Raw genomic sequence first — 23,619 nt, 5'->3', positions numbered from 1 at the left:
GGTCGCGGTCGCGGTCGCGGTCGCGGTCGCGGTCGCGGTCGCGGTCGCGGTCGCGGTCGCGGTCGCGGTCGCGGTCGCGGTCGCGGTCGCGGTCGGGAAGAAGATCCGTGAGGCGATCGCGGGCATCGCCGAGGACGCCTGGACGCCGATCAGGTACGCCGCCGCCGTCTGGGACGACGAGGAGGAACGCCGGATCTCCGGCGCCGAGATCGCCGAGGTCCCCTCCGCCGCGTTCACCAGCAAGAAGAACGCATTCCACGCCACCGCCCGGCTGATCGCGCGCCGGGACAAACGCCTGAACCCGAAGAATGTGCCCGAGAGGCAGGCCGAACTGTTCAGCGTCCGGCGCCACCACGCCATCTTCACCGACAGCCCGTTCGTCCTGGCCCAGGCCGAACCCATGCACCGCGAACACACCGTCGCGGAGCAGGCCTTCACCGACCCGGAGGACTCCGCGCCCGCCCACCTGCCCCCGGGGAAGTCCACCGCGAACGCCGCCTGACTCACCCTCGCCGCCACCGCCTACAACCTCACCCCCGCCGCCGGCCACCTCGCCCCCACCTTCCACGCCAAAGCACGCACCGGCACCAACCGCCGCCACCCGACCAACATCCCCGCCCGGATCGCCACCGGCGCCCGCCGCCTCACCCTCCACCTGCCCGAACGCCGGCGCTGGGCCGACGACTTCACCGACCTGTGGACAGCGACCGGACAGCGCATACTCAGCCGACCCGCGCGACCACCCTGCCCACCCACGACCCGAAAGACACCGGAGAACCCGCACCGGACGGCCACCCGGCACACCCTGCTCCCCGCACCCGAAAGGCCACCCCGAACCCGCCCGACACCCGTGACCAGAATGCGCACGATGGATCGAGGCTGAAGGCCATGGTGAGTGACGCAGAAATGGTGCTCGGTAAAGCGTCAGGTAAGTGCCAGTGTTCCGGCAGTCTTGGGCGGGCAGGAGCTGCGGTTTGGCGTGGGCACCGAGCTGGGGTCGCAGGACGCGGTGCGACAGCTCACTGGAGGGCATGACGTCCGCTCAGCCGCAACCCTCCGGAAGACATGAAATCCTTCAACTCGTAAATCCACCAGAGGCACAAAATTATTCAGTCCGCAAATCCGGCAGAGGGCATACATTCCGTTCGGCCGCAACATTATTTACAAGAATCTCTAAGCTTGACAGCGTCGTGGAGTTTACTTATGGTCCAGTCTTTCTGGTTCCCGCCGATCGATATCCGAAGGTGTTCATGACCGCGCCTCCAACGTTGCCGAAGCCGCTCGGTTACGACCCCCATTGCGGGATCGATAGCCAACCCGCACATGGGGGTGCCGAGTGGGCAGCCACTGACGCGATGGAAATCGGGCAAAGACCCCCTGGTGTCCGGGTTGACAGTCAAGCCACGTACCTCCTCGACCGTCATATGTTTGCCCTATGGACCTGGTCCTGCCGCGCGGTGGGAGCTGCCCCGCCCGTTGGTGACGTCCAGACGGTTGCCTTGGTTGTCCCGACGCCGGACCTGTCCAAGTTTGAGGTGTCCGACGTCGACTGCGCGCTGATCGAGCCGGACAAGCTCGCTGGCGCGCTCCTCGACTCGCCCGGTCGGTCCGTCGATGCTTGGCGGGCGCGGATTGCGGGCGGCGATTCGGCCCTGCCGATCGCCGGGCATGCCGTTCCCGATGCCACTGGTGTCGCCGTGACATCAGCGGAGCATGCCGTGGCCGTCTTTCGTCACACTGCTGCTGTTGCGGCCGAACTGCGCACAGCACTGGCCGCCGAGCTGCGGCCATATCAGGTCCGCGGTGTGAGCTGGCTGCGCGAGGCTGTTGACGCACACGGCGGTGCGGTGCTTGCCGACGAGATGGGGCTCGGTAAGACGCTGCAGGCAATCGGCTATCTCGTCGGGCGCGCCGATGAGGGGCCTCAGGTGGTGGTGTGTCCCACGTCGCTGGTCGGGAACTGGGCACACGAGATCGCGCGGTTTGCACCTGATCTACGGACGATGATCTGGCGTGGAGGGCCGCTGGAGGCGATGGACAACAGGACGGTAGTGCTCACCGGCTATCCGACGCTACGCATACATAGCCCTGTCCTAATGGAGCATCATTGGGCCACTGCGGTTTTCGACGAGGCGCAGGTGCTGAAGAACCCCCGCACACAAGTATCGAAGGCCGCGCGAACCATCGCGGCCGACGCGAGAATCGCGTTGACCGGAACGCCCGTCGAGAATCACCTTGAGGAACTCTGGGCACTGCTCAATCTGGTCGCACCGCAGCTGTTCGGGCATAAGGCGCAGTTCCGTCGTCGCTTTATCCGGCCGATCGCGGACGGTTCCCTCGCCGCCGCTACCCGACTGCGCGGGGCGATCGAGCCAGTTGTGTTGATGCGGAAGAAGTCTCAGGTTGCAGGATCACTCCCACCCAAGATCCACGCCAACCTGATCTGCGACCTTACCGAAGAACAGCAGCAACTGTACGACCAAGTGCTGGAGCAGGCGATCAACGACGGCTTCGGCAGCGGCGCACAGCGCCAGGCCCGGGTGCTGGCAGCTTTGACCGCACTCAAGCAGGTCTGCAACCACCCGACACTGGTCACCGACGACTCCGACGACTCCGACGAACTATCGGGGAGGTCGGGAAAGCTCGACCTGTGCACCGACATTGTGGCCAACAACCTCGAAACTGATTCGCCAACACTGATTTTCACCCAATACCGGAAGACCGGTGAACTGCTCGTTCGGCACTTCGGCGAGCAGTTCCGTGTGCCTGTCCCGTTCTTCCACGGCGGCTTGAATCAGGAACAGCGGGCCGACATCGTCCGCCGCTTCCAGACCGACCATGGTCCGAAAGTGCTGGTGCTCAGCCTGAAAGCTGGGGGCACCGGGCTCACTCTCACCCGTGCAGCCGACGTCATTCACTTCGACCGATGGTGGAATCCGGCCGTGGAAGCGCAGGCCTCCGATCGAGTCCATCGGATCGGTCAAACCCGCACCGTGACCGTCACCACCCTGACCACCAATACCACCGTTGAGGAGCACATCGCGGCCATGCATTCACGCAAATCCGCACTATCCGATATCGCCGATATGTCCGGTGTCGCTGAATTGGCCCGATTGGATGACGACCGCCTCATTGCGACCCTGCGCCGGAAGCGAGCCGGCTGATATGGCGGACGACGACTTTGGTTGCACAGCGTGGGGGCGGGACTGGGTTCGGCTCGCCCAGCCGTTACGCCAGACCCGACCCAACCCGCTGTTGCCGCGCGCCCGCAAGCTGGCGCGCGTTGGAGGAGTGCAGGTCACGATCGACGGCTGCATCGTGCGCGGCGTTGTCCAGCGTGGCCGCAGCACATCGGTGGCCTGCATCGAGGTGGCGCCGATGTCCCGGGAGACGATCGTGGGGATCACCGGCCAGTTGTACGGTGCTCGGCCCACCCTCACCGATGAGGTGCACCGCACGATCACCGAGGTGGGCCACTCGCCGGCACCGATACTCGCAGGCGTCGACTGCTCCTGCTCGGACGGCACTGGGCGTTGTATCCACGTGCTGGCCGTCTATTACGAAATGGCACGACGTGTCGATGACGATCCTCGAATTGCGCTCGATATCCAGGACTTCTTCCGCGTCTCATCGGGTAGCACTCGAGTATCCACCGCGGCATTACCGCAGCGGTGGATCCCGCTCAATACCCTTGATCCGGCCGACTACTTCACGGTGTCGAAGTAGTCGTACTCACACGACATGTATCGAAGGCTGTTGTACGGCTCGGCTGCCAGTCGCGACTGATACGACAACGGAAACCCCAGCGGTTCCAGCTCGTCCATCAACGTCTGCGCCCACAAGTGCGGGTCCTCGGCGAGCCGGGCTGTCACGTACTCGACGAACGGTTCGTACGGATCCGGCAGATGCCGTTTCCGTGCGCCAGGGGTCCGCTCCCCAGCCACGACCACGCTCAGCGTGATCACCGCGGCCACCGCTGTTCAACACGGCCAACTCGAGGACGAACTGGAGGATCTGGAGGGCCTCGCCCGGCGCAGCGAGACGGTGGTGATGCCGGTCTGGCATCAAGGAACGGCAGCGCTGGCGGCACGGCTGGCGGCCCATCCGGGGCCGCGGGTGGTGACGGGCGGCCAGGACGACGGCGCCGGTGTATGCGTTCTGGACTCCTCTTGGGACGGCAGCGCCACCCGCCTGCGGTTGCGGGGCCTGGACGGCGTGGAGGCGGAGCTGCTGATACCGGTGATGGGCTGGCACGAAGCGCGGGATGCGGCGCTCGTGGTCGCTGCCGGGCAGGCACTCGGCGCCAGCATGGCGGATCCCGCGGAAGGCCTGGCCGACTTCGAGGGCATCGTCCGGTCCGTGACGGTTGCCGGCAGGCCGAACGGCATCACGATCGTGGACTCCATCGCCGTCCACCCGGCGGAGCCGGCGTACGACCTGGCCGCCGCACGGCAGTTGACCGGTCACCTCGGCCGGGTGATCGCACTGTACGAGCCCACGGGCCGGCCGGCCACCATCGCCCACGGCCGCGAACTCGGCCGCCGGCTGGCCGTCGCCGACGACGTTGTCCTGCTGCCCGTGTTCGACCCTGCCGGCAACGCCCACCCGGGCTTCGGCGCCGGCACCATCGCCCGCACCGCCGCTCACCACGGCCTGACCGCCGACCGCCTCCGCGTCCTGCACGGACCGCGTTCCGTCCTCAGCCCGGACCTGGAGCAGCACGTCGCGACCCTGGCTTCGCCGGGCGACGTGATCGCCGTCATCGGGACCGGCCACACCACCCACCTCGCCCAGCGCTTGTGGGGCCGGCCAGCCCCGTTTCCACCGGCCGATAACCCCACCGCCCTTCATGGATCCGCAGATGACGCCCACCGCCGCAGCACATCGGCCGGTGCTGACCGACGAGCAGATCCGGTTCCTGCTCCTACACACGGACCTCAGCTTCACGAAGCGGGTCTACGTCCACCCCGACCCGCAGAGGCTCAAGGCCGGCTCGGAGAAGCTGGGCGAGCTGCTCGGCCGACCAAGATCATTACCGGTGTGAGAAGTTGGGAGAGACTGCCCTGGAAACGAGTTAGGGCCCTGCTCCACTTTCGTGAAACAAGGCCCTGACCTGCACCGACGGAGCGAACTCCAGTCGGGACGACAGGATTTGAACCTGCGACCCCTTGACCCCCAGTCAAGTGCGCTACCAAGCTGCGCCACGTCCCGATGCGCTCACTCGCGGTGATCCACGTGATCGCGCGAACAGAACTCTACCCCACCGACGGGGGTGCGCCGTAAAAGGGCGGGGGTGTGCGGGGAGAATCGGTCGCATGGGAGACGCAGGGGCAGCGGCCGAGCAGCCGGCGGGCGGCCGGGACCGGGATGTGGACGGGCGGGCGCGCAGCGCCCGGCCGCGGGACGGCCTGGGGCGGCCGCTTCCGTACGGAGCGGAGGGTGTCGCCCGGCAGCCGGAGGGCGTCGTACGGACCCCGCAGGAGACGGTCGCCGAGGCACAGGCGCTGCTGGACGCGGGCAGGCCCTTCCACGCCCACGAGGTGTTCGAGGATGCCTGGAAGTCGGGGCCCGAGGCGGAGCGGACACTGTGGCGGGGGCTGGCCCAGCTGGCGGTGGGACTCACGCACGCGGCCCGCGGCAACGCCACCGGCGGGGCGCGGCTGCTGCGCCGGGGCGCGGGCGCGGTCGAGGAGTGGTCCGCCGAGCAGGACGAGGCCCGGCCGTACGGGATGGATCTCGCGGGCGTCGTCCGGTGGGCGCGCGAGCTGGCCGGGCGGGTGGACGGCGGACCGGGGCCCGTCGACGCCGCCGCCGAGGCACCCCGGCTCGGCCGCCGACCGACGCCGCCGAGGCCCCCTGCCGCCTCCTGACCGACGCAGTAAAGCCTCCTGTCGGCACCTGACCGACTCCGTCGCGGGCCGTACGGAGGCGATGGACGGGCTGTCGGTGGCATGGGGCAGACTCGGGGCGTGCGAAAGATTCATGTCATCGGTATCGGCGCGGGCGACCCCGAGCAGCTGACCCTGCAGGCCGTCAGGGCGCTGCGCGGCACGGACGTGTTCTTCCTGCTCGGCAAGGGCGAGGTGAAGAGCGATCTGACCCAGCTGCGCCGGGACATCCTGGACGCGCATCTGCCAGAGGGGTCGTACCGGGTGGTGGAGGCCCGCGATCCGGACCGGGACAGAAAGGCGGGCGGGGCGTCGTACTCGCCGGCCGTCGAGGACTGGCGCAGCGCCCGCGCCGGGATCTACGAGCGGCTGATCGCCGACGAACTGGACGAGGACGGCACCGGTGCCTTCCTGGTGTGGGGGGACCCGTCGCTGTACGACAGCACGCTGGGGATCCTGGAGGAGGTGCTGGCCCGGGGCGCGGTGGAGTTCGCGTACGACGTGGTGCCCGGCATCAGCAGCGTCTCCGCGCTGGTCGCCCGGCACCGTACGGGGCTGAACCGGGTCGCCCGGCCGGTGCAGATCACCACCGGGCGGCGGCTGGCCGAGGGCTTTCCGGACGGCGTGGACGACGTGGTCGTCATGCTGGACGCGCACCAGGCCTTCCGGGAGTACGCCGACCAGGACATCGACATCTACTGGGGTGCGTACATCGGCACCCCGGACGAGATCCTCGTGTCCGGCCCGATCGGGGAGGCCGGCCCGCGCATCGAGCGGCTGCGGGCCGAGGCGCGCGAGCGCAAGGGGTGGATCATGGACACGTATCTGCTGCGCCGGAATCCCGAGGAGGCCTGAGCGGCGAGCCCCGGGGGGCGGGGCCGATGGAGGGTGCCCCTACGGGCCGCTGAACCCCAGCCGGTCGAGTACGCCCGCCACGTCCGCCACCGCGGTGACACCGTCGGGAAGCGGGGGCCGTCGTACGACGACCACGGGCAGGGCGAGTTCCCGCGCGGCCGTCAGCTTCGCGGACGTCGCCTCTGCGCCGCTGTCCTTCGTCACCAGGACGTCGATCCGGTGGGCGCGCAGCAGCTCCCTCTCGTCGGCGAGGCCGAACGGGCCGCGTGCGAGGACGACTTCGGCGTCCGGTGGCAGGGGCGGCTCGGGCGGCTCCACCGACCGCACCACGAAGTGCAGGTCCCTCAGGTGGGCGAAGGCCGCGAGGCCGAGGCGGCCGGTGCTGAGGAACACCCTCCGGCCCAGTCGGGGCAGGGTCTCGGCGGCCGCGGTCAGGGAGTCGACGTCGTACCACCGGTCGCCGGGGCCCGGGCGCCAGCCGGGACGGCGCAGGGCGATCGCGGGCACCCGGGTGGCCGTCGCGGCGCGGGCTGCGTTCGCCGTGATCGCCTCGGCGAACGGGTGCGTGGCGTCGACCAGGGCGTCGACGTGGTGCGTGCGCAGCCACTCGGCGAGACCCTCGGCGCCGCCGAAGCCGCCGATCCGCACCTCGCCCTCCAGTGCCCCCGGCCGGCTCACGCGGCCCGCCAGGGAGGTGGTGACCCGGACGCCGGGCCGGGCGGCGAGGTCGGCGGCGAGCCGGCGGGCCTCGGTGGTGCCGCCGAGGATCAGGACGTGCGGGGACATGAGGGTGAGCGTAGGGGATGTCCCGAGGCGCCGGGCTCCGGGCGGTGCTCCTGCCCGTTAGGGTCCGGGCATGGGTTCCGTGGCGTCCGTGCGTGCCGTGCTCATCGACATCGACGGGGTGCTCACCGTGTCCTGGCGGCCGTTGCCGGGCGCGGTGGCGGCCCTGCGGGCGATCCGGGAGGCGGGGCTCGGGGTCGTGCTGGTCACCAACACGACGTCCCGCACCCGGGCGTCGATCGCCGCGACCCTGGTGGACGCGGGCTTCGCGGTGAGCGCCGAGGACATCATGACGGCGCCCGCGGCCACCGCCGCCCATCTGGCCGGCGCCCGCTGCGCCCTGCTGAACAGCGGGGACGTCCGGGAGGACCTGGCGGGCCTCGCCCTGGTCGACGAGGAGGGCGACGGCGCCGGTGCCGTACCGGACGTCGTGCTGCTCGGCGGCGCGGGGCCCGAGTTCGGGTACGCCGCGCTGAACCGGGCCTTCGGGCATCTGCAACGGGGTGCGCGGCTGGTCGCCATGCACCGGAACCTGTACTGGCGTACGGATGCGGGGCTCCAGCTGGACGCGGGGGCGTTCGTCGCCGGGCTGGAGGCGGCCGCCGGCACGAAGGCCGAGGTGACCGGCAAGCCGTCGCGGGCCTTCTTCGAGGCCGCGCTCGCACGGCTGGGCGTCGGTCCGGGCGAGGCGCTGATGATCGGGGACGACATCGAGTCGGACGTGCTCGCGGCGCAGCGGCTCGGCATCACCGGCGTGCTGGTGCGGACCGGCAAGTTCCTGCCCGAGGCGGTCGAGCGGGCGAGCGGCAGCCCGGACCACGTGCTGGACTCCTTCGCCGACCTGCCCGGGCTCTGGGGCTAGCGCACCAGGAGCTGGACGCCGCCCACGACGGTCGCGGCGATCACCAGCTGCTCGAACAGCCGCTGGTTGATCCGGTCCACCGCCCATCGGCCGAACAGCGCACCGGGCACGACGAACACGGCGAGCGCCGCGTCGAGCAGCAGTGAGCGGCCGTCGATCAGGCCGAGTCCGGCGCTGAAGGGCACCTTGGACACGTTCACGATGAGGAAAAAGAACGCCGACGTGCCGAGGAATCCGAGCTTCCGGAAGCCTGCCGAAAGGAGATACATCGACATCACCGGCCCGCCCGCGTTGGCAACCATCGTCGTGAACCCGCCGAGGACGCCGTACGAACGAGCCTTCGCCCGGCCCGCCCGGGTGGTGACCGCGTCCGGCTCGTCGGCCGCCTCGGCCCGGCGCCGCCGCCACAGGGTGATGCCGGCCATCAGCAGCAGGATCGCGCCGATCGAGGTCCGTACGATGCCGTCGTCGGCCCACATCAGGAACAGCGTGCCGGCCACCACGCCGGCCGCCACCGCCGGGAACAGCCGCCACAGCGTGGGCCAGTGGGCGTGCCGCCGGTAGGTGAGCACGGCGAGCACGTCGCCCGCGATCAGGACGGGCAGCAGCACCCCGGTGGAGGCGCGGGCCGGCAGGACGGCCGCGAAGATCGCGAGGCTGACCGTGTTGGCCCCGCTGACGGCGGTCTTGGAGAAGCCGACGAGCAGGGCCGCGAAGGCGAGCGCTGCGAACTCCCAGCCGGTTGTGTGCCAGAGCGTCATCGTGTTCATGCGGGGACCGATGGTATGCCCACGCATCCGGTGGCGTAAGGACCGTCTCGCAGGGCGGTCCTCACGGCCGGTCCGGCGGGCCCGCCGCAGCGGGCGGTCCAGGGGGCACGTCGAGGGCCGGCACACAGGGGCCACGTCGACGGCCGGCACACACGGGCCACGCCGACGGCCGGCACACACGGGCCACGCCGACGGCCGGCACACACGGGCCACGTCGAGGGCCGGCACACACGGGCCACGCCGACGGCCGGCACACACCCGGCACATCGACGTCCGACACACACCCGGCACATCGACGTCCGACACACACCCGGCACATCGACGTCCGCGCGCACCAAGGCCGTCGAGGGCCGGCGCCGGGTGTCTCAGCGGCCCGTGTACTGCGCCCGCAGCTCCCGCTTGAGCACCTTCATGCTCGGCCCGAGCGGCAGGGCGGCCGCGAACTCCACGCGCCGCGGGTACTTGTGCCGGCCCAGGTGTTCCTTGGACCACTCGGTGATGCCGGCGGCGTCCGGGGCGGTGCCCTGCGCTGGTACGACCACGGCGCACACCTCCTCGCCGTGCAGTTCGTCGGGCAGGCCGATCACGGCGACCTGGGCGACGCCGGGGTGACGCATCAGGACCTCCTCGACCTCCCGCGGGTACACGTTGTAGCCGCCGCGGATGATGACGTCCTTCTTGCGGTCGACGATCCTGAGGAAGCCCTCCTCGTCCTTGGTGCCCAGGTCCCCGGTGCGGAACCAGCCGTCGACCACGGCCTCGGCGGTGGCCTCGGGGCGGCCCAGATAGCCGGAGAAGACGTTGTGCCCGCGGATGACGACCTCGCCCAGCTCGCCGGGGGGCAGGAGTTCGACGCGGCCCTCGACCTCGGCGCGGGCGATCTCCACGTCGACGCCCCACAGCGGGTGCCCGATGGTACCGGCCCGGGTGCCGAAGACGGGCTGGTTGACAGTGGCGGTCGGCGACGTCTCGGACAGCCCGTACCCCTCGTGGATCCGCGCGCCGAACGCGGCCTCGAATCGCTCCAGTACGGCCACCGGCAGCGAGGCGCCGCCGGAGATGCACACGCGCAGCTCGGGCAGCGTGCCCGCGTCCGCGGCGGCTGCCGCGAGGGCCACGAACATGGTCGGCACACCGTGGAAGGTGTTCACCTTCTCCTCGGCCATCAGCTCGATGGCGCGGGCCGCGTCGAAACGGGGCAGCAGGACGAGCGTCGCGCCCGCCCGCCAGGTGGAGTTGAGCGACACCGTCTGGCCGAAGGCGTGGAAGAGCGGCAGCGCACCGAGGGCAATGTCGTCGGCGCGGATGTCGTTGGCGTCGAAGGCGTTGACGGTCGCGTTCATGACGAGGTTGAAGTGGGTGAGCACCGCGCCCTTGGGGACGCCCGTCGTCCCGCTCGTGTAGAAGACGACCGCGGGGTCGTCGGCGGCGCGGGTGACGTACGAGGGCAGCGGCTCGGCGTCGGCCGCGAGCCGGTCGGACTCCTCGCCGAGGGTCACGGCGCGGACGCCGAGGGCGTCGGCGGCGGCTCTTCCCGTCCCCGCCTGCGCCGGGTGCACGAGCAGCAGCGTGGCGCCGCTGTCCTGGAGCACGTGCTCGACCTCGGGCGCCGAGAGCAGCAGGTGCACGGGGACGACGACTGCGCCCGCCGCGGCGATCGCGTAGTAGGCGATGGGGAACGCGGCGGTGTTGGGCGCCATCAGGGCGACCCGGTCCCCCGGCCGTACGCCCAGCGCGGTGAGCGCGCCCGCCTGTGCCCTGGCCCGTCGCCACACCTCCTCGAAGGACAGCCGCAGGTCGCCTTCGACAAGTGCCGTCTTCCGGGGGCGGCGCCGGGCGTTCTCGGCGAGGATGGCGGCGACGGACAGGGTTGCCATGCAGTGACGCTCCGTTTCCTTGCTGCGGCTCGGGCTACCGAATCTCCTGGTGGGAGCCCCCGTTGAAGAGCTGTCAGTGCCTCTCGACCAGCACCGCGCTCCCCTGCCCCACTCCCACGCACATGGTCGCAAGGCCCCGCTCCGCGCCGGTGCGCCGCATCCGGTGCAGCAGCGTGGTCAGGATGCGGGCGCCGGAGCAGCCCAGCGGGTGGCCGAGGGCGATCGCGCCGCCGGAGGGGTTCACCAGGTCCGGGTCGATGCCGAGCTGGTCGACGCAGGCCAGGGCCTGGGCGGCGAACGCCTCGTTGAACTCGGCCTCCTGGAGGTCGCCGACCGTCCAGCCGGCCCGGGCCAGTGCCTTGCGGGTGGCGGGGACGGGGCCGATGCCCATCACGTCGGGATGGACGCCCGCCGAGGCGCCGGCGACGTACCGGCCGAGGGACTCCAGGCCCAGTTCGTTCAGGGCCTCCTCGCTGACCAGCAGGAGCCCGGCCGCGCCGTCGTTCATCGGGGATGCGTTGCCCGCCGTGACCGTGCCCCCGGCCCGGAAGACGGGCTTGAGGCGGGCCAGTTTCTCCAGCGAGGTGTCCTCGCGGACGCACTCGTCCTGCCCGACCACGATGCCGTCGGGGGTCTCCACGGGCAGGAGTTCGTCGTCGAAGTGGCCGTTCTTGCGTGCCGCGGCGGCCCGCTGGTGGCTGCGCAGCGCGAACGCGTCCTGCCGGTCCCGGGAGATGCCGTACCGCTCGGCGACCTCCTCGGCCGTCTCGCCCATGGACAGCAGGCCGTGCAGGTCCTTCATGGCCGGGTTGACCAGGCGCCAGCCGAGGCGGGTGTCGTAGGTCTCGATGCGGTGCGGCAGGGCCTCGTCGGGGCGGGGCAGCACGAAGGGGGCGCGGCTCATCGACTCGGAGCCGCCCGCGAGCACGACGTCGGCCTCGCCCGCGGCGATGGTGCGCGCGGCGGTGGTGACCGCTTCGAGGCCGGAGGCGCACAGCCGGTTGACGGTGGCGCCCGGGACGGACTCGGGCAGGCCGGCCAGCAGCGCGGCCATGCGCGCGACGTTGCGGTTGTCCTCGCCGGCCTGGTTGGCGGCGCCCCAGTAGACGTCGTCGATGCGGGCCGGGTCCAGGGCGGGCACGTCGGCCACCAGGTGGCGGATCACGGTCGCCGCCAGATCGTCGGGCCGCAGGGCGGACAGGGCTCCGCGGAGCTTGCCGATGGGGGTGCGGCGGGCGGCCGCGAAGTGGACGGGACGCACGGCTTGGACTCCTGACCGACGACGCTGTGGATCAGCATGGATCTTTGTCTGTTGCGCAGCACCACTTAATTAGCACTGCTAGTTTTGGACTATAGACCTCCGACCGGCTCCCTGGGAAGATCCCCCGGAACCTTCACCCAGGCAGCCGGAGGAGACATGCCCCACGTCCGCGAGCACGTTCTCGACGGCATCGCCGTGCGCGAGTGGCCGCACGCCGAGCCGCACTACCTGGCCCTCGTGGTGCACGGCTACGGCGAGCACGCGGGCCGGTACGACGCACTGGCGGGTCTGCTCACCGAGCACGGAGCGGCCGTGTACGGGCCCGATCACGTCGGGCACGGAAAGTCGGCCGGTGAGCGGGTGGTGATCGAGGACTTCGAGGACGTCGTCACCGACGTGCGCGAGGTGGCGGACCTCGCCCGTGCCGCACACCCCGGCCTCCCCCTCGTCATGGTCGGCCACTCCATGGGCGGACTGATCGCGGCCCGCTACGCCCAGCGCTACGACGGCGAGCTGAGCGCACTGATCCTGTCCGGGCCGGTGATCGGGGCCTGGGAGCTGCCCGGGCGGCTGCTCGCCCTGGACGAGATCCCGGACACCCCGATCAGTCCGGCCGCGCTCTCCCGCGACCCCGCCGTGGGCAGCGCGTACGCCGCCGACCCGCTGGTCTGGCACGGCCCGATGAAACGGCCGACGCTCCAGGCGTTCGTACGGACCCTGGAGTCGGTCGCCGACGGCGGGGACGTCGGACCACTGCCGCTGCTGTGGCTGCACGGGGACGAGGACCGGCTGGTGCCGCTGCCCGGGAGCCGGATCGGGGTGGAGCGGCTCAGCGGCGGCCGACGGGCCGAGCGGATCTTCGCCGGGGCGCGGCACGAGGTGTTCCACGAGACGAACAAGGCGGACGTCTTCGCGGAGGTGATCCGCTTCCTCGACGCCACGCTCCCGGAGCCGACCGGGCAGGCGGGCACCCCTGCGGCGTCGGCCGGCGCCGCGGCGAGGGTGCGGTCGTCCGGCAACTCTGCGCCGGAAAAGAGCTGTTGACCGCGTCCGGGGGCGGCAGGTGACCGAAGGCCGTCTGCACCGTTGCGCATGATCGTGTCAGACTGCTCGCGCGCCCCCGGACGCGCACGGGGGCCAGTCGAGCGGAGGAGCAGCACGTGACGGGGACCCAGTCGGCCGGGCACGAGATCGACACCACCCGGCCGCATCCGGCCAGGGTGTACGACTGGTTCCTCGGCGGCAAGGACAACTACCCCGTGGACGAGCAACTCGGGCGCCGGATCACGGCGATCGACCAGGGTGCCCCGCGGGCGGCACTCGCCAACCGGGCGTTCATGCGCCGGACCACGCGCGTGCTGGCCGCCGAGACGGGCATCCGTCAGTTCCTGGACATCGGCACCGGCATTCCCACCGAGCCCAATCTGCACCAGATCGCGCAGTCGGTCGCCCCGCGGTCGCGGGTCGTCTACGTCGACAACGACCCGATCGTGCTGGCGCACGCGGGCGCCCTGCTGCGGGGCACCCCCGAAGGTGTGACCGAGTACGTCCAGGCCGACGCCCGCGATCCGCACGCCATCCTCGAACAGGCAACGGGGATCCTGGACTTCGACCGCCCCATCGCCCTGTCCCTGATCGCGCTCCTGCACTTCATCGCCGACGAGGACGGCGCCCACGACCTGGTCGCCACGCTGGTCGAGGCGCTGGCCCCGGGCAGCTGCCTGGTGGTGTCGACGATGACGGCCGACTTCGAACCGGAGAACGTGCGCCGGGGCATCGACGCGTACGCCGCCGGCGGGGTGACCCTGGTGGCCCGCTCGCAGGCCGAAGTGGGCGTGTTCTTCAAGGGACTCGGCCTGCTGGAGCCGGGGATCGTGTCGGTGGCCGACTGGCGCCCCGAGAACGCGCCCGACGGGGCCGGACCGATATCCCTGTACGGCGCGGTGGGTCGCAAGCCCACGGCCTGACCCGCCGCACCCCCTGCCGACCGCAACCCTGCCGACCGCAACCCCGGACGGCCCCAGCCCCTGGTGGCCGCAATCCCGGCCGGCCGGGATCGGCCGCAACCCCGGCCGGACGCCGCCGCGGACAGCGGATCGCCCAGCATCCCGGAGGGCGTCCCGGTGAGCCTTGGCCCGGCTTCCCGGTGCACCTCGCCCTCGTGCCGCTCCGCGACCTCCTTCGCCCCCCGCAGGCCGGGGTTCGGCGTGAGCACGCCCGGTCCCGGCCGGGAAGCGGATCTAGGAGCGCTGCAGCGGTATGCCGAGGACCTCGGCGACGGTCCGCAGTACGCCGTTGTCGTTGTTGGACGGGGCGAGGTGGCGGGCCCGGCGGAGGACCTCCGGGTGGGCGTTGGCCATGGCGAAGGACCACTCGGCCGCGTCCAGCATCTCCAGGTCGTTGAGGTAGTCGCCGAACACCATGGTCTGCGCGGGCGTGATGCCCAGCTCGCGCTGGAGCCCGCGCAGCGCGGCGCCCTTGTTGGCGGCGCGGTTCATCACGTCGACCCAGTGCTCGCCCGAGACGACGACCTGGTGGGTGGCGGCGAACGCCTCGAGGGCCGGCGCGGTGGTCTGCTCGGCGGGCCCGAAGTCGAACAGTGCCACCTTGATCAGGTCGTCCTCGACCGCGGTGACGTCCTCGACGATCCGGTGCTCCACGTAGTACTTGCGGACCTCGGCGAGGAACGGCTCGTCGGTCCGCTCGACGTACGCCGACCGCTTGCCGCAGACCACGGCGCCCACGTCGACGCCGTCCGCGCGCAGCCGCCGTACCGTCCGGGCGAGGTCCGCGGCGACGGAGCGCTCCAGCGGCTCGGAACTCAGCTCCACGCCGTCGCGGACCACATACGTCCCGTTCTCCGCGATGAACACCATGCCCTCGGCGACCTCGGCGAACTGCCGGGCCAGGGTGGTGTACTGGCGGCCGCTGGCCGGGCTGAACAGCACTCCGCGGCGGCGCAGTTCGGCGAGCATGGGCCACAGGCCGTCGGGGATCCGCTTGGCGTCGTCCAGCAGGGTGCCGTCCATGTCGGTGACGACGAGCCGGATGCCGGCGGAACCGGCGATCGGGCCGGGGGTTTCGAGCAGGGACGCGGGCGTGGCGGGCATGTCCTTCTTCCGGTCGGGAACGGGACACCGGGGGGCCGGTGGGAACCAGGGGTCCAGTGTTCCTCATGCGCCCGGACGCCTCGGAGGACGCCCGCGCCCACACGCTGCGCCGTTCCCGGGACAGCGCGATCAGACGGCGGCAGAATGACCTGCGGACGAAAGCACGGGAGAAGGGCGGCGACGTGAGCGAGGGCCAATCCCCGACGGCCGGGCCTGCGAGGCTGAACACCTCCGTGGCGCACAACGCGCGGGTCTGGAACTACTGGATCGGCGGCAAGGACCACTACGAGGTCGACCAGCGGGTCGGCGAGCACGTCGCCGGGATGTTCCCGGTGATCCGGACCGTGGCCCGCGCGGACCGGGACTTCCTGGGCCGGGCGGTGCGCTTCCTGGCCGCGGAGCGCGGGACGCGGCAGTTCCTCGACATCGGCACCGGCCTGCCGACCGTGGACAACACCCACGAAATAGCGCAGCGGATCGCGCCCGAATCACGGATCGTGTACGTCGACAACGACCCGATCGTGCTCGTGCACGCCCGTTCGCTGCTCACCAGCTCCCCGGAGGGCGTCACCGACTACATCGACGCCGACGTGCACGACCCCGACGCCATCGTCGGACGCGCCGCCGAGACCCTCGACATGGACCGGCCGGTCGCGGTGATGATGCTGGGCATCCTCAACTTCGTCCTGGACACCGGGCAGGCCCGGGACGTCGTGCGCCGGATCATGGCGGCGATGCCCTCCGGCAGCCACCTGGTGCTCACCCACCCGACCTTCGACGCCGACGTGGGCGGCGAGGGAAACATCGCCGCGATGGAGTTCTGGAACGCCAACGCCACTCCGCCGATCACCGCTCGGGGCCGCGCCGAGATCGCCGCGTTCCTCGACGGTCTGGAGCCGGTCGAGCCGGGGCTGGTGCCGTGCTCGCAGTGGCGCGCCGAGCCGGATGCCGCCGTGGTACCGCAGTACGGCGCGGTGGCCGTGAAACCCTGACCCCGCCCCCGCGGGCCCGACCCCGGCCCGGGCCGGGGGCCGAGCCCGTCGAGGAGGATGCATGACCACCCTTGCCGACCCCGTGCCCGGCGGGCGCCCCGGCGACCTGAGCCGGGTCGCCGCCCTCACCGTGGACCTGGCCGCCCAGGGGGTGCACGGGATCGTCCTGGCGTACGTCGACACGGCGGGCATCGGCCGGGTCAAGACGATTCCCACGGCCCGGCTGGAGGCGGCCGTGACCCGGGGGGTCGGCATGTCGCCGGTGTTCGACACCTTCCTGGCCGACGACTCGATCGTCACCACCGACGTCCTCGGCTCCCCCGACGGCGACCTCAGGCTCTACCCCGACCTCGACCAGCTGGTGGTGCTGGCCGGGCAGCCCGGCTGGGCATGGGCGCCCGTGGACCGGATCACCCAGGAGGGCGAGCGGCACCCCGGCTGCGCCCGGACCTTTCTGCGCCGGATCGTCTCGGACGCCGCCGAACGGCGCGGCCTCGCCTTCAAGGCGGCCGTCGAGGTCGAGTGGTCCATCGGGCTCGGCGCGCCGCCCCGCGAGGAATTCGTCCCGGCGGTGTCCGGCCCCGCGTACGGCGCGATCCGGCAGGTGGAGCTGAGCGACTACACCGCCGACCTGCTGGCGGCGTTCGCGGCGCAGGGCGTGGACGTCGACCAGATCCATCCCGAGTACGCGGCCGGCCAGTTCGAGGTCTCGGTCGGCGCGCTCGACCCGGTGGCGGCGGCCGACCGGAGCGTGCTGGTGCGGCAGACGATCCGTGCGGTGGCGCAGCGGCACCAGCTGCGGGTCTCCTTCGCGCCCGCGTACCTGGCCGAGGGCGTCGGCAACGGCGGCCATCTGCACCTGTCCTGCTGGCGCGACGGGGTGAACCTGCACGCCGGCGGGGAGGGCCGCTACGGCATGACGGCCGCGGCGGAGTCGTTCGCCGCCGGGGTGCTCGCCCGGATGCCCGCGCTGACGGCGGTGACCGCGCCGAGCCCGGCCAGCTATCTGCGGCTCAGACCCTCGCAGTGGGCGGGCGTGTTCACCGCCTGGGGCCGGGAGACCCGCGAGGCCGCACTGCGCATCGTCACCGGCACCGCCGGCCGTCAGGACGAGGACGCGAACCTGGAGGTCAAACCGGTCGACCTGGCCGCCAACCCGTATCTCGCACTCGGCTGCGTGATCGCCGCGGGGCTGGACGGGATGTCGGCGTCCCGGACGCTGCCGCGGGAGATCACCGGCGACCCGGCCCGGTACGGCCCGGACGAGGCCGCCGCCCTCGGGGTGGAGCGCCTGCCCGTCTCGCTGCCCGAGGCCGTCGAGAGATTCCGGGCCGACCCGGTACTGCGGGCCGCGCTGGGCCCGGTCCTGGCGGACGCGGTGACCGCCGTACGTCTCGGGGAGGCCGCGGCCGTCGACGGGCTGGACGACGCGCAGGTGGCCGCCGCCTACCGGTGGACGTACTGACGTGCCCGCCCCCGGCCCGGTCCACGAGGCGCTCGCCGCGCTGCCGCTGGTCGACCACCACTGCCACGGCGCCGTGACGGCCGACCTCGCGCCCGGGCAGTTCGAGTCGCTGATCACCGAGGGCGAGGCCTGGCCCGGCGTGTCGCCCTTCGACAGCCCGGTCGGCGTGGCCGTGCGCCGCCACTGCGCGCCCCTGCTGGACCTGCCCCGCCACGCCCCTCCCGCCGACTACCTCGCCCGCCGCTCGGCCCTCGGCTGGCGCGAGGTCAACCGGCGCTTCCTGGCCGCCGCGGGAGCCGAGGTCTTCTGCGTCGACACCGGCTACGCCCCGCACCCCGTCACCTCCCCGGCCGAGCTGGCCGAGGCCTCCGGCGGCGCCGCCCACGAGGTCGTACGGCTGGAGCAGATCGCCGAGGAGGTGGCCGCCCGGGGCGGGTCGGCGGGCGCGTACGCGACCGGGTTCCAAACGGCCGCCGAGCAGGCCGTACGGCGCCCGGGCGTGGTCGCGGTCAAGTCGGTGGCCGCCTACCGCACCGGCTTCGCCCTCGCCCCCGAGCGCCCCACGGACGCGGAGGTGGCCCGGGCGGCCGGGCAGTGGTTCGCGGCCGGCGGACGCCTGAGCGACCCGGTCCTGGTCCGGCACCTGCTGTGGACGGCCGTCGACCTGGGCCTTCCCCTCCAGCTGCACACCGGGTTCGGCGACGCCGACCTGCGGCTGCACCGCGCCGATCCCGCCCTGCTCACCGACTGGCTGCACCTGACGGCCGGGGCCATACCGGTCCTGCTGCTGCACTGCTGGCCGTACCAGCGTCAGGCGGCCTACCTGGCCGCGGTGTTCGAGCAGGTGTACCTGGACGTCGGCCTGGCCCTGCACTACACCGGTCCGGCCCGCTCCCGGGCGGTGCTGGAGGAGGCGCTGGAGATCACCCCGTTCCGCAAACTGCTGTACAGCTCCGACGCCTATGGTGTGGCCGAGTTCCACCACCTGGGCGCGGTGTCCTTCCGGCAGGGGCTGGCCGAAATGCTGCAAGCCCGGGTGGACGCCGACGAGTTGAGCCTGACCGATGCCCTGCGCATCGCGGCCTGGACGGGCCGTGACAACGCCCGCCGACTGTACGGACTGCCCGCAATCGATCCGGCCCGCGACTGAGCGGATGCCCCACTCGGAAAGTATGATCAAGCAATGGCTGACATGACCGAAACCACTCCCGGCTGGCTGACCACGGACGAGCTGGAAATGGCCAGGGCCCGGATGCCGATCCTGTACGTCGAGGCGGTGCCCGTGCGCGTGGACGACAGCGGCGAAGTCACGAGCATCGGACTGCTGCTGCGCATCGGCCCGGACGGAACGGTCAGCCGGACCCTGGTCTCCGGCCGCGTCCTGCACCACGAGCGGGTCCGTGACGCCCTTCTGCGCCACCTGGAGAAGGACCTCGGCCCGGTCGCGCTGCCCCGGGTGCCGGCCTCCCTGCAGCCGTTCACCGTCGCGGAGTACTTCCCGACGGCCGGGATCACGCCGTACCACGACCCGCGCCAGCACGCCGTGTCCCTCGCCTACGTCGTCCCGGTGACCGGCGACTGCCGACCCCGGCAGGACGCGCTGGACCTGGTGTGGTTCAGCCCGCAGGAGGCCGCCTCCGAGGCCGTGCACAGCGAGATGCCGGGCGGGCACGGCGTATTGCTCAAGCAGGCGCTCGCGCACGTGGGCGTCGTGTCCTGAGGTGGTGTCCTGACGTCGTGTCCTGACGCCCCGGCGAGGCCGGTGCGGCCGGCGGTCCAACCGATCTTCATACCCACCGCATCCCGCCTGTGACCAGGGTTTTCTCCACGGCGTTCAGGTTCTGTTCAGGCTCGCCGCGACGCGTGGCAACACCTGCACCCGAAGCCCCAAAACAATGGCAAAGGGGGCTGGGGAACAGACAGTTGACCGTGCGAGGGTGCGGGTCATGAGCACAGAGCACGTCCTCGATCAGCGGCCCCTCGGCAACGGCCGCGCCCTCCTCGCGGAGGGCGCGAACAAGGTGCCCGAGGTGACCGTCTACTTCTGGATCATCAAGGTCCTCACCACCGGCATGGGCGAGACCGCGTCCGACTTCCTGGCGCACCGGCTCGGCCCCGTCCCGGCGGTCGGCCTCGGGGGTCTCGCGTTCGCTGCCTCGCTCGTGCTCCAGTTCGCCGTCCGCCGTTACGTGGCCTGGGTCTACTGGACGGCGATCGTCATGGTCAGCGTGTTCGGCACGATGGCCGCCGACATCCTGCACGTGGGCCTCGGCGTCCCCTACACCCTCTCGACGCCGCTGTTCATGGTCGCCCTGGCCGCCGTCTTCGCCCTCTGGTACGCCAGCGAGCGGACCCTGTCGATCCACAGCATCCGCACCCGCCGCCGCGAGGCGTTCTACTGGGCGGCCGTCCTCGCCACGTTCGCCCTCGGCACCGCCGCGGGCGACCTCACCGCGACGATCGGCCTCGGCTATCTCGGCTCGGTCGTCCTGTTCGCCGTCGCGATCTGCGTCCCCGCCCTCGCCCACCGGGCGGGCACCCTCGGCGCGGTGACCGCCTTCTGGACGGCGTACGTCATCACCCGCCCCCTCGGCGCCTCGACCGCCGACTGGATGGCCCTGCCGACGTCCCGCGGCGGCCTGGACTGGGGCCTGGGCCCGGTCACCCTGTCCTGGACGGTGGCGATCCTGGGGTTCGTCGCCTACCTGGGAGTGTCGCGGCGGGACGCCGGGACCGCGTAGGACATCCATCGGCCAGGTGCCCTCCGAGGTGCAGTTCTTGCGTCATCGGGCGGTCCTGACGAAACAAGGAACGGTGATTTTGTGCCAGGTCGGGGCGTCCCCGACCATGGCCTCGCCCCGGTGATCCCGGGAACATCAGTTTGATGAGAGGCGCACCACCCCATGCACGTCACCGGGACCGCCCCGCAACCGGCTCCCACCCCGCCGGAAACCCGTACGGTTTCCCCCGAGGACCCCCAGGGCGGCACCGGCCGGCACACCCGCGGCTTCGGACTGCCCGTCGCCACCGCCCTGGTCATGGGCAACATCATCGGCGGCGGCATCTTCCTGCTCCCGGCCTCCGTCGCCCCCTACGGCACGGTCAGCCTGGTCGCCTTCGGCGTCCTGACCGTCGGCGCCATCGCCCTCGCCCTGGTCTTCGGCCGCCTCGCCGAGCGCGATCCGCGCACCGGCGGGCCCTACCTCTACGCCCGCGAGGCCTTCGGGGACTTCGCCGGCTTCCTCGCCGCCTGGGCGTACTGGATCACCACCTGGGTATCGAACGCGGCCCTCGCGGTCGCCGCCGTCGGCTACCTCGACGTGCTCGTCCCGGTGGGTGACCACCGCTGGAGTGCCTGTCTGGCCGCGCTGACGCTGCAGTGGCTGCCCGCGCTCGCCAACTTCGCGGGCACCCGCTACGTGGGCGCCGTCCAGCTGGTGTCCACCGTGCTGAAGTTCGTCCCGCTGCTGCTCGTCGCGGTCGGCGGGCTGTTCTTCTTCGACCCGGCGAAGCTCGGGCCGTTCAACGCCGGCGGCGGCAGCGCGGTCGGCGCGGTGTCCGCCTCCGCCGCCCTGCTGCTCTTCTCCTACCTCGGCGTGGAGTCCGCCGCCGTCAGCGCGGGCGAGGTCAGGAACGCCCGCCGCAACGTGGGGCGCGCCACCGTCATCGGCACCGTCGGCGCGGCGTTCGTGTACCTGCTGGGCACGCTGTCCGTCTTCGGTACGGTCCCGCACGACCGCCTGGTGACCTCCACCGCGCCCTTCTCGGACGCCGTGAACACCATGTTCGGTGGCAGCTGGGGCGGCTGGGCCGTCGCCCTGGCCGCGCTCGTGTCGATGACCGGCTGCCTCAACGGCTGGACGCTGCTGAGCGCCCAGACTCCCTACGCCGCGGCCCGGGACGGTCTGTTCCCCGCCGCGTTCGCCCGTCGCCGCCGGGGCGTGCCCACCGTCGGGGTCGGCGTCACGGTCGTCCTCGCCTCGCTGCTCACCCTCTACAACTACGTGTCGGGCTCGGCGAAGGTCTTCGACGTCCTGGTCCTCGTCACCACGTTCACCGCGACCGTGCCGTACCTGCTGGCCACCGCCGCACAGGTCTTCCACCTCGTCTCCGGCCGGGGCCGGACGGTCGACCGGGCCCGCCTCGCACGGGACGCCGTGATCACCGCAGTGGCGACCGCGTTCTCCCTCTGGCTCGTCGCGGGCGCCGGATACGCGGCGGTCTACCAGGGCGTGCTGTTCCTGTTCGTGGGGATCATCGTGTACGCGGTGATGGCGGCGCGGCGGCAGCGGCACGGTGCGTGGATCGACACATAGGTGTCTAACCTGATTTGTACCAAGCTGTGGTCTCGAATCGACCGGGACCGCGCCAGGAGGCCGGAATGTGATGGCGGGAGACAAGGCAGGGAGTCGGCAGCGCCGGCAGCAGCTTCCCGACCTGCACGCACGCCTCCGCTCCGAGCTGGGCCGGATCGACGAACAACTGCGCGCCCTGGTGTCCTCCATCGACCGGCTGCAGGGCCTGCTGGACGCGGTCGTGGCCATCAGCCGTGAGGTGGAGCTGCCCGCGGTGCTGCACCGGATCGTGACCACCGCCATGGACCTGGTGGGCGCCCGCTACGGGGCGCTCGGCGTGCTCAACGAGACCGGAGAGCGCCTGGAGAAGTTCATCACGGCCGGCCTGTCCGAGCAGGAGCGCCTCGATCTGGCCGAGACCGGCCTGCCGCGCGGCCTGGGAGTCCTCGGGCACCTGATCCACCACCCCGAACCCCTGCGGGTCGACGACATCCCGGCCCACCCTTCCTCCGCCGGCTTCCCGCCCGGCCACCCGCACCTGCGCACCCTGCTCGGTGTCGCCATCAGCGTGCGCGGCGAGATCTACGGCGACCTCTACCTCGCCGAGCGAAACGACGGACGGCCCTTCGACGCACAGGACGAGAACGTCGTCGTCGCTCTGGCCAGCGCGGCCGGCATCGCGATCGAGAACGTCCGCCTGTTCGAACGGGTACGGGTCGGAGCCGAGCAGTTCCAGCGGCTCCTGCTGCCCACGCTGCCCGACCTGCAGCCGTTCACCGCCGCCACCATCTACCGGCCTGCCGCCCAGCCCAGCCAGCTCGGCGGGGACTGGTACGACGCCGTCCGCCTGCCCGACAACGCCGTGGCGGTCGTGATCGGTGACGTCGTCGGCCACGATCTGCACGCCGCGGCCGCCATGGCCTCCACCCGCAACATGCTGCGCGCTCTGCTGTTCGACCAGAGCAGTCCGCCCGGCGCGATCCTGGCCCAGCTCGACCGGACCCTGGAGGCCCTGACGAACAACCCCGTCACGACCACCACGCTGGCCCGCATCGAACCGGAGGGAGCGGGCTGGCGGCTGCGCTGGAGCACCGCGGGCCACGTCCCGCCCCTGGTGATCACCCACGAGCGCCGGGTGGAGTACCTGCTCGCCGAGCCCGGGCTGCCGCTCGGCGTCGACACCGCGCAGCCTCGGCCGGACCACTCCCGCCTCCTCCCCCCGGCCGCGACCGTGGTCTTCTTCACCGACGGGTTGATCGAGCATCCCGACCGCCCCATCGACGAGAGTCTGAGCGAACTCGCCCGGCTCGCCGCGGCGCATGCCGCCCTGCCCCTGCCGGAGTTCGTCCGGGCACTGGCCGACCACCACCCGAGCGACGGTCACGACGACATGGCCATCGTCGCCCTGCGCACCCCGCCCGCCTGACCTCCGGGGCTCCCGCTGCGGGGGCGTCGCCTGCG

General features: G+C 71.7%; 21 protein-coding genes, 1 tRNA gene and 1 pseudogene. 16 read left to right on the top strand and 7 right to left on the bottom strand.

Annotation, left to right across the window (positions count from 1 at the left end; all coding sequences use genetic code 11):
- The 3 genes and pseudogenes from AB0H32_RS23360 to AB0H32_RS23350 form a co-directional block, all read left to right on the top strand.
- Nucleotides 1-502 (top strand): annotated as a pseudogene (locus AB0H32_RS23360) (IS1380 family transposase); the annotation flags it as partial.
- Between the two features lie 1,033 nt (nucleotides 503-1,535).
- Nucleotides 1,536-3,164 (top strand): DEAD/DEAH box helicase, encoded by a 1,629-nt coding sequence (locus AB0H32_RS23355; RefSeq protein ID WP_361123843.1) that lies wholly within the window; start codon nucleotides 1,536-1,538, stop codon nucleotides 3,162-3,164.
- Between the two features lies 1 nt (nucleotide 3,165).
- Nucleotides 3,166-3,726 (top strand): hypothetical protein, encoded by a 561-nt coding sequence (locus AB0H32_RS23350; protein WP_361123840.1) that lies wholly within the window; start codon nucleotides 3,166-3,168, stop codon nucleotides 3,724-3,726.
- On the opposite strand, the gene AB0H32_RS23345 is transcribed toward AB0H32_RS23350, so the two are convergent.
- Nucleotides 3,705-3,974, bottom strand: a complete 270-nt coding sequence (locus tag AB0H32_RS23345) for a hypothetical protein (protein WP_361123838.1) — start codon at nucleotides 3,972-3,974, stop codon at nucleotides 3,705-3,707. The genes AB0H32_RS23350 and AB0H32_RS23345 overlap by 22 nt on opposite strands.
- A 241-nt stretch (nucleotides 3,975-4,215) precedes the next feature.
- Between AB0H32_RS23345 and AB0H32_RS23340 the strand changes: the two genes are divergently transcribed.
- Nucleotides 4,216-5,112, top strand: a complete 897-nt coding sequence (locus tag AB0H32_RS23340) for a hypothetical protein (protein ID WP_361123835.1) — start codon at nucleotides 4,216-4,218, stop codon at nucleotides 5,110-5,112.
- 25 nt (nucleotides 5,113-5,137) lie between these two features.
- Here AB0H32_RS23340 and AB0H32_RS23335 read toward each other — a convergent pair.
- Nucleotides 5,138-5,211, bottom strand: a tRNA-Pro gene (locus tag AB0H32_RS23335).
- A gap of 104 nt (nucleotides 5,212-5,315) precedes the next feature.
- On the opposite strand from AB0H32_RS23335, the gene AB0H32_RS23330 reads away from it, so the two are divergent.
- Nucleotides 5,316-5,870, top strand: coding sequence for a DUF309 domain-containing protein (locus AB0H32_RS23330; protein ID WP_361123833.1), 555 nt, complete (start codon nucleotides 5,316-5,318; stop codon nucleotides 5,868-5,870).
- Nucleotides 5,871-5,969: 99 nt separating this feature from the next.
- Nucleotides 5,970-6,743, top strand: coding sequence for a precorrin-6A synthase (deacetylating) (cobF, locus tag AB0H32_RS23325; protein WP_361123830.1), 774 nt, complete (start codon nucleotides 5,970-5,972; stop codon nucleotides 6,741-6,743).
- Between the two features lie 39 nt (nucleotides 6,744-6,782).
- On the opposite strand, the gene AB0H32_RS23320 is transcribed toward cobF, so the two are convergent.
- Complete coding sequence (locus AB0H32_RS23320; protein ID WP_361123828.1) at nucleotides 6,783-7,529, bottom strand: cobalt-precorrin-6A reductase; 747 nt, start codon at nucleotides 7,527-7,529, stop codon at nucleotides 6,783-6,785.
- A 79-nt stretch (nucleotides 7,530-7,608) separates the two neighbouring features.
- Between AB0H32_RS23320 and AB0H32_RS23315 the strand changes: the two genes are divergently transcribed.
- Nucleotides 7,609-8,388, top strand: coding sequence for an HAD-IIA family hydrolase (locus tag AB0H32_RS23315; RefSeq protein ID WP_361123854.1), 780 nt, complete (start codon nucleotides 7,609-7,611; stop codon nucleotides 8,386-8,388).
- Here the strand turns inward: AB0H32_RS23315 and AB0H32_RS23310 are convergent.
- The 3 genes from AB0H32_RS23310 to AB0H32_RS23300 form a co-directional block, all read right to left on the bottom strand.
- Entirely contained in the window at nucleotides 8,385-9,158 is a 774-nt protein-coding gene (locus tag AB0H32_RS23310; protein ID WP_361123826.1) for a sulfite exporter TauE/SafE family protein, read from the bottom strand. The two genes, AB0H32_RS23315 and AB0H32_RS23310, sit on opposite strands and share 4 nt — an antisense overlap.
- A 365-nt stretch (nucleotides 9,159-9,523) precedes the next feature.
- Nucleotides 9,524-11,035, bottom strand: a complete 1,512-nt coding sequence (locus AB0H32_RS23305; RefSeq protein WP_361123824.1) for a long-chain fatty acid--CoA ligase — start codon at nucleotides 11,033-11,035, stop codon at nucleotides 9,524-9,526.
- A gap of 73 nt (nucleotides 11,036-11,108) precedes the next feature.
- A complete protein-coding gene (locus AB0H32_RS23300; protein WP_361123822.1) occupies nucleotides 11,109-12,296 on the bottom strand; it encodes a thiolase family protein in 1,188 nt (395 codons plus the stop codon).
- A gap of 156 nt (nucleotides 12,297-12,452) precedes the next feature.
- Between AB0H32_RS23300 and AB0H32_RS23295 the strand changes: the two genes are divergently transcribed.
- The gene (locus AB0H32_RS23295; RefSeq protein WP_361123820.1) at nucleotides 12,453-13,340 is read left to right on the top strand and encodes a lysophospholipase; all 888 of its coding nucleotides are present in this window, start codon (nucleotides 12,453-12,455) and stop codon (nucleotides 13,338-13,340) included.
- A gap of 116 nt (nucleotides 13,341-13,456) precedes the next feature.
- Nucleotides 13,457-14,263 carry an SAM-dependent methyltransferase gene (locus AB0H32_RS23290; RefSeq protein WP_361123818.1) on the top strand — a complete coding sequence of 269 codons (807 nt, stop codon included), beginning with the start codon at nucleotides 13,457-13,459 and terminating at the stop codon, nucleotides 14,261-14,263.
- A 273-nt stretch (nucleotides 14,264-14,536) separates the two neighbouring features.
- On the opposite strand, the gene AB0H32_RS23285 is transcribed toward AB0H32_RS23290, so the two are convergent.
- Nucleotides 14,537-15,406 carry a Cof-type HAD-IIB family hydrolase gene (locus AB0H32_RS23285; RefSeq protein ID WP_361123815.1) on the bottom strand — a complete coding sequence of 290 codons (870 nt, stop codon included), beginning with the start codon at nucleotides 15,404-15,406 and terminating at the stop codon, nucleotides 14,537-14,539.
- Between the two features lie 182 nt (nucleotides 15,407-15,588).
- On the opposite strand from AB0H32_RS23285, the gene AB0H32_RS23280 reads away from it, so the two are divergent.
- The 7 genes from AB0H32_RS23280 to AB0H32_RS23250 all read left to right on the top strand — a co-directional run bounded on the left by AB0H32_RS23280 (nucleotide 15,589) and on the right by AB0H32_RS23250 (nucleotide 23,584).
- On the top strand, nucleotides 15,589-16,398 hold the full coding sequence (locus AB0H32_RS23280; RefSeq protein ID WP_361123851.1) for an SAM-dependent methyltransferase: 810 nt from the start codon (nucleotides 15,589-15,591) through the stop codon (nucleotides 16,396-16,398).
- Between the two features lie 61 nt (nucleotides 16,399-16,459).
- Nucleotides 16,460-17,863, top strand: a complete 1,404-nt coding sequence (locus AB0H32_RS23275) for a glutamine synthetase family protein (protein ID WP_361123812.1) — start codon at nucleotides 16,460-16,462, stop codon at nucleotides 17,861-17,863.
- Nucleotide 17,864: 1 nt separating this feature from the next.
- A complete protein-coding gene (locus AB0H32_RS23270) occupies nucleotides 17,865-19,013 on the top strand; it encodes an amidohydrolase family protein (protein WP_361123809.1) in 1,149 nt (382 codons plus the stop codon).
- 42 nt (nucleotides 19,014-19,055) lie between these two features.
- On the top strand, nucleotides 19,056-19,583 hold the full coding sequence (locus AB0H32_RS23265; protein ID WP_361123848.1) for an NUDIX hydrolase family protein: 528 nt from the start codon (nucleotides 19,056-19,058) through the stop codon (nucleotides 19,581-19,583).
- A gap of 226 nt (nucleotides 19,584-19,809) precedes the next feature.
- A complete protein-coding gene (locus AB0H32_RS23260; protein WP_361123806.1) occupies nucleotides 19,810-20,604 on the top strand; it encodes a hypothetical protein in 795 nt (264 codons plus the stop codon).
- A gap of 162 nt (nucleotides 20,605-20,766) precedes the next feature.
- On the top strand, nucleotides 20,767-22,179 hold the full coding sequence (locus tag AB0H32_RS23255; protein WP_361123803.1) for an amino acid permease: 1,413 nt from the start codon (nucleotides 20,767-20,769) through the stop codon (nucleotides 22,177-22,179).
- 70 nt (nucleotides 22,180-22,249) lie between these two features.
- The gene (locus tag AB0H32_RS23250; protein WP_361123800.1) at nucleotides 22,250-23,584 is read left to right on the top strand and encodes a GAF domain-containing SpoIIE family protein phosphatase; all 1,335 of its coding nucleotides are present in this window, start codon (nucleotides 22,250-22,252) and stop codon (nucleotides 23,582-23,584) included.
- Nucleotides 23,585-23,619: the final 35 nt, after the last annotated feature.

The sequence above is a fragment of the Streptomyces sp. NPDC020362 genome (assembly GCF_040642095.1).
Taxonomy (GTDB): Bacteria; Actinomycetota; Actinomycetes; order Streptomycetales; family Streptomycetaceae; genus Streptomyces.
The sequence above is the reverse complement of the archived record's forward strand: the minus strand, read 5'-3'. Positions and strand labels throughout refer to the sequence as shown.

Bases quoted from the DNA above. Each gene is read 5' to 3' on its own strand.
- AB0H32_RS23350 (WP_361123840.1), top strand. From the start codon at position 3,166: ATGGCGGACGACGACTTTGGTTGCACAGCGTGGGGGCGGGACTGGGTT.
- AB0H32_RS23330 (WP_361123833.1), top strand. From the start codon at position 5,316: ATGGGAGACGCAGGGGCAGCGGCCGAGCAGCCGGCGGGCGGCCGGGAC.
- AB0H32_RS23320 (WP_361123828.1), bottom strand. From the start codon at position 7,529: ATGTCCCCGCACGTCCTGATCCTCGGCGGCACCACCGAGGCCCGCCGG.
- AB0H32_RS23310 (WP_361123826.1), bottom strand. From the start codon at position 9,158: ATGAACACGATGACGCTCTGGCACACAACCGGCTGGGAGTTCGCAGCG.
- AB0H32_RS23305 (WP_361123824.1), bottom strand. From the start codon at position 11,035: ATGGCAACCCTGTCCGTCGCCGCCATCCTCGCCGAGAACGCCCGGCGC.
- AB0H32_RS23295 (WP_361123820.1), top strand. From the start codon at position 12,453: ATGCCCCACGTCCGCGAGCACGTTCTCGACGGCATCGCCGTGCGCGAG.
- AB0H32_RS23285 (WP_361123815.1), bottom strand. From the start codon at position 15,406: ATGCCCGCCACGCCCGCGTCCCTGCTCGAAACCCCCGGCCCGATCGCC.
- AB0H32_RS23275 (WP_361123812.1), top strand. From the start codon at position 16,460: ATGACCACCCTTGCCGACCCCGTGCCCGGCGGGCGCCCCGGCGACCTG.
- AB0H32_RS23265 (WP_361123848.1), top strand. From the start codon at position 19,056: ATGACCGAAACCACTCCCGGCTGGCTGACCACGGACGAGCTGGAAATG.
- AB0H32_RS23260 (WP_361123806.1), top strand. From the start codon at position 19,810: ATGAGCACAGAGCACGTCCTCGATCAGCGGCCCCTCGGCAACGGCCGC.
- AB0H32_RS23255 (WP_361123803.1), top strand. From the start codon at position 20,767: ATGCACGTCACCGGGACCGCCCCGCAACCGGCTCCCACCCCGCCGGAA.
- AB0H32_RS23250 (WP_361123800.1), top strand. From the start codon at position 22,250: ATGGCGGGAGACAAGGCAGGGAGTCGGCAGCGCCGGCAGCAGCTTCCC.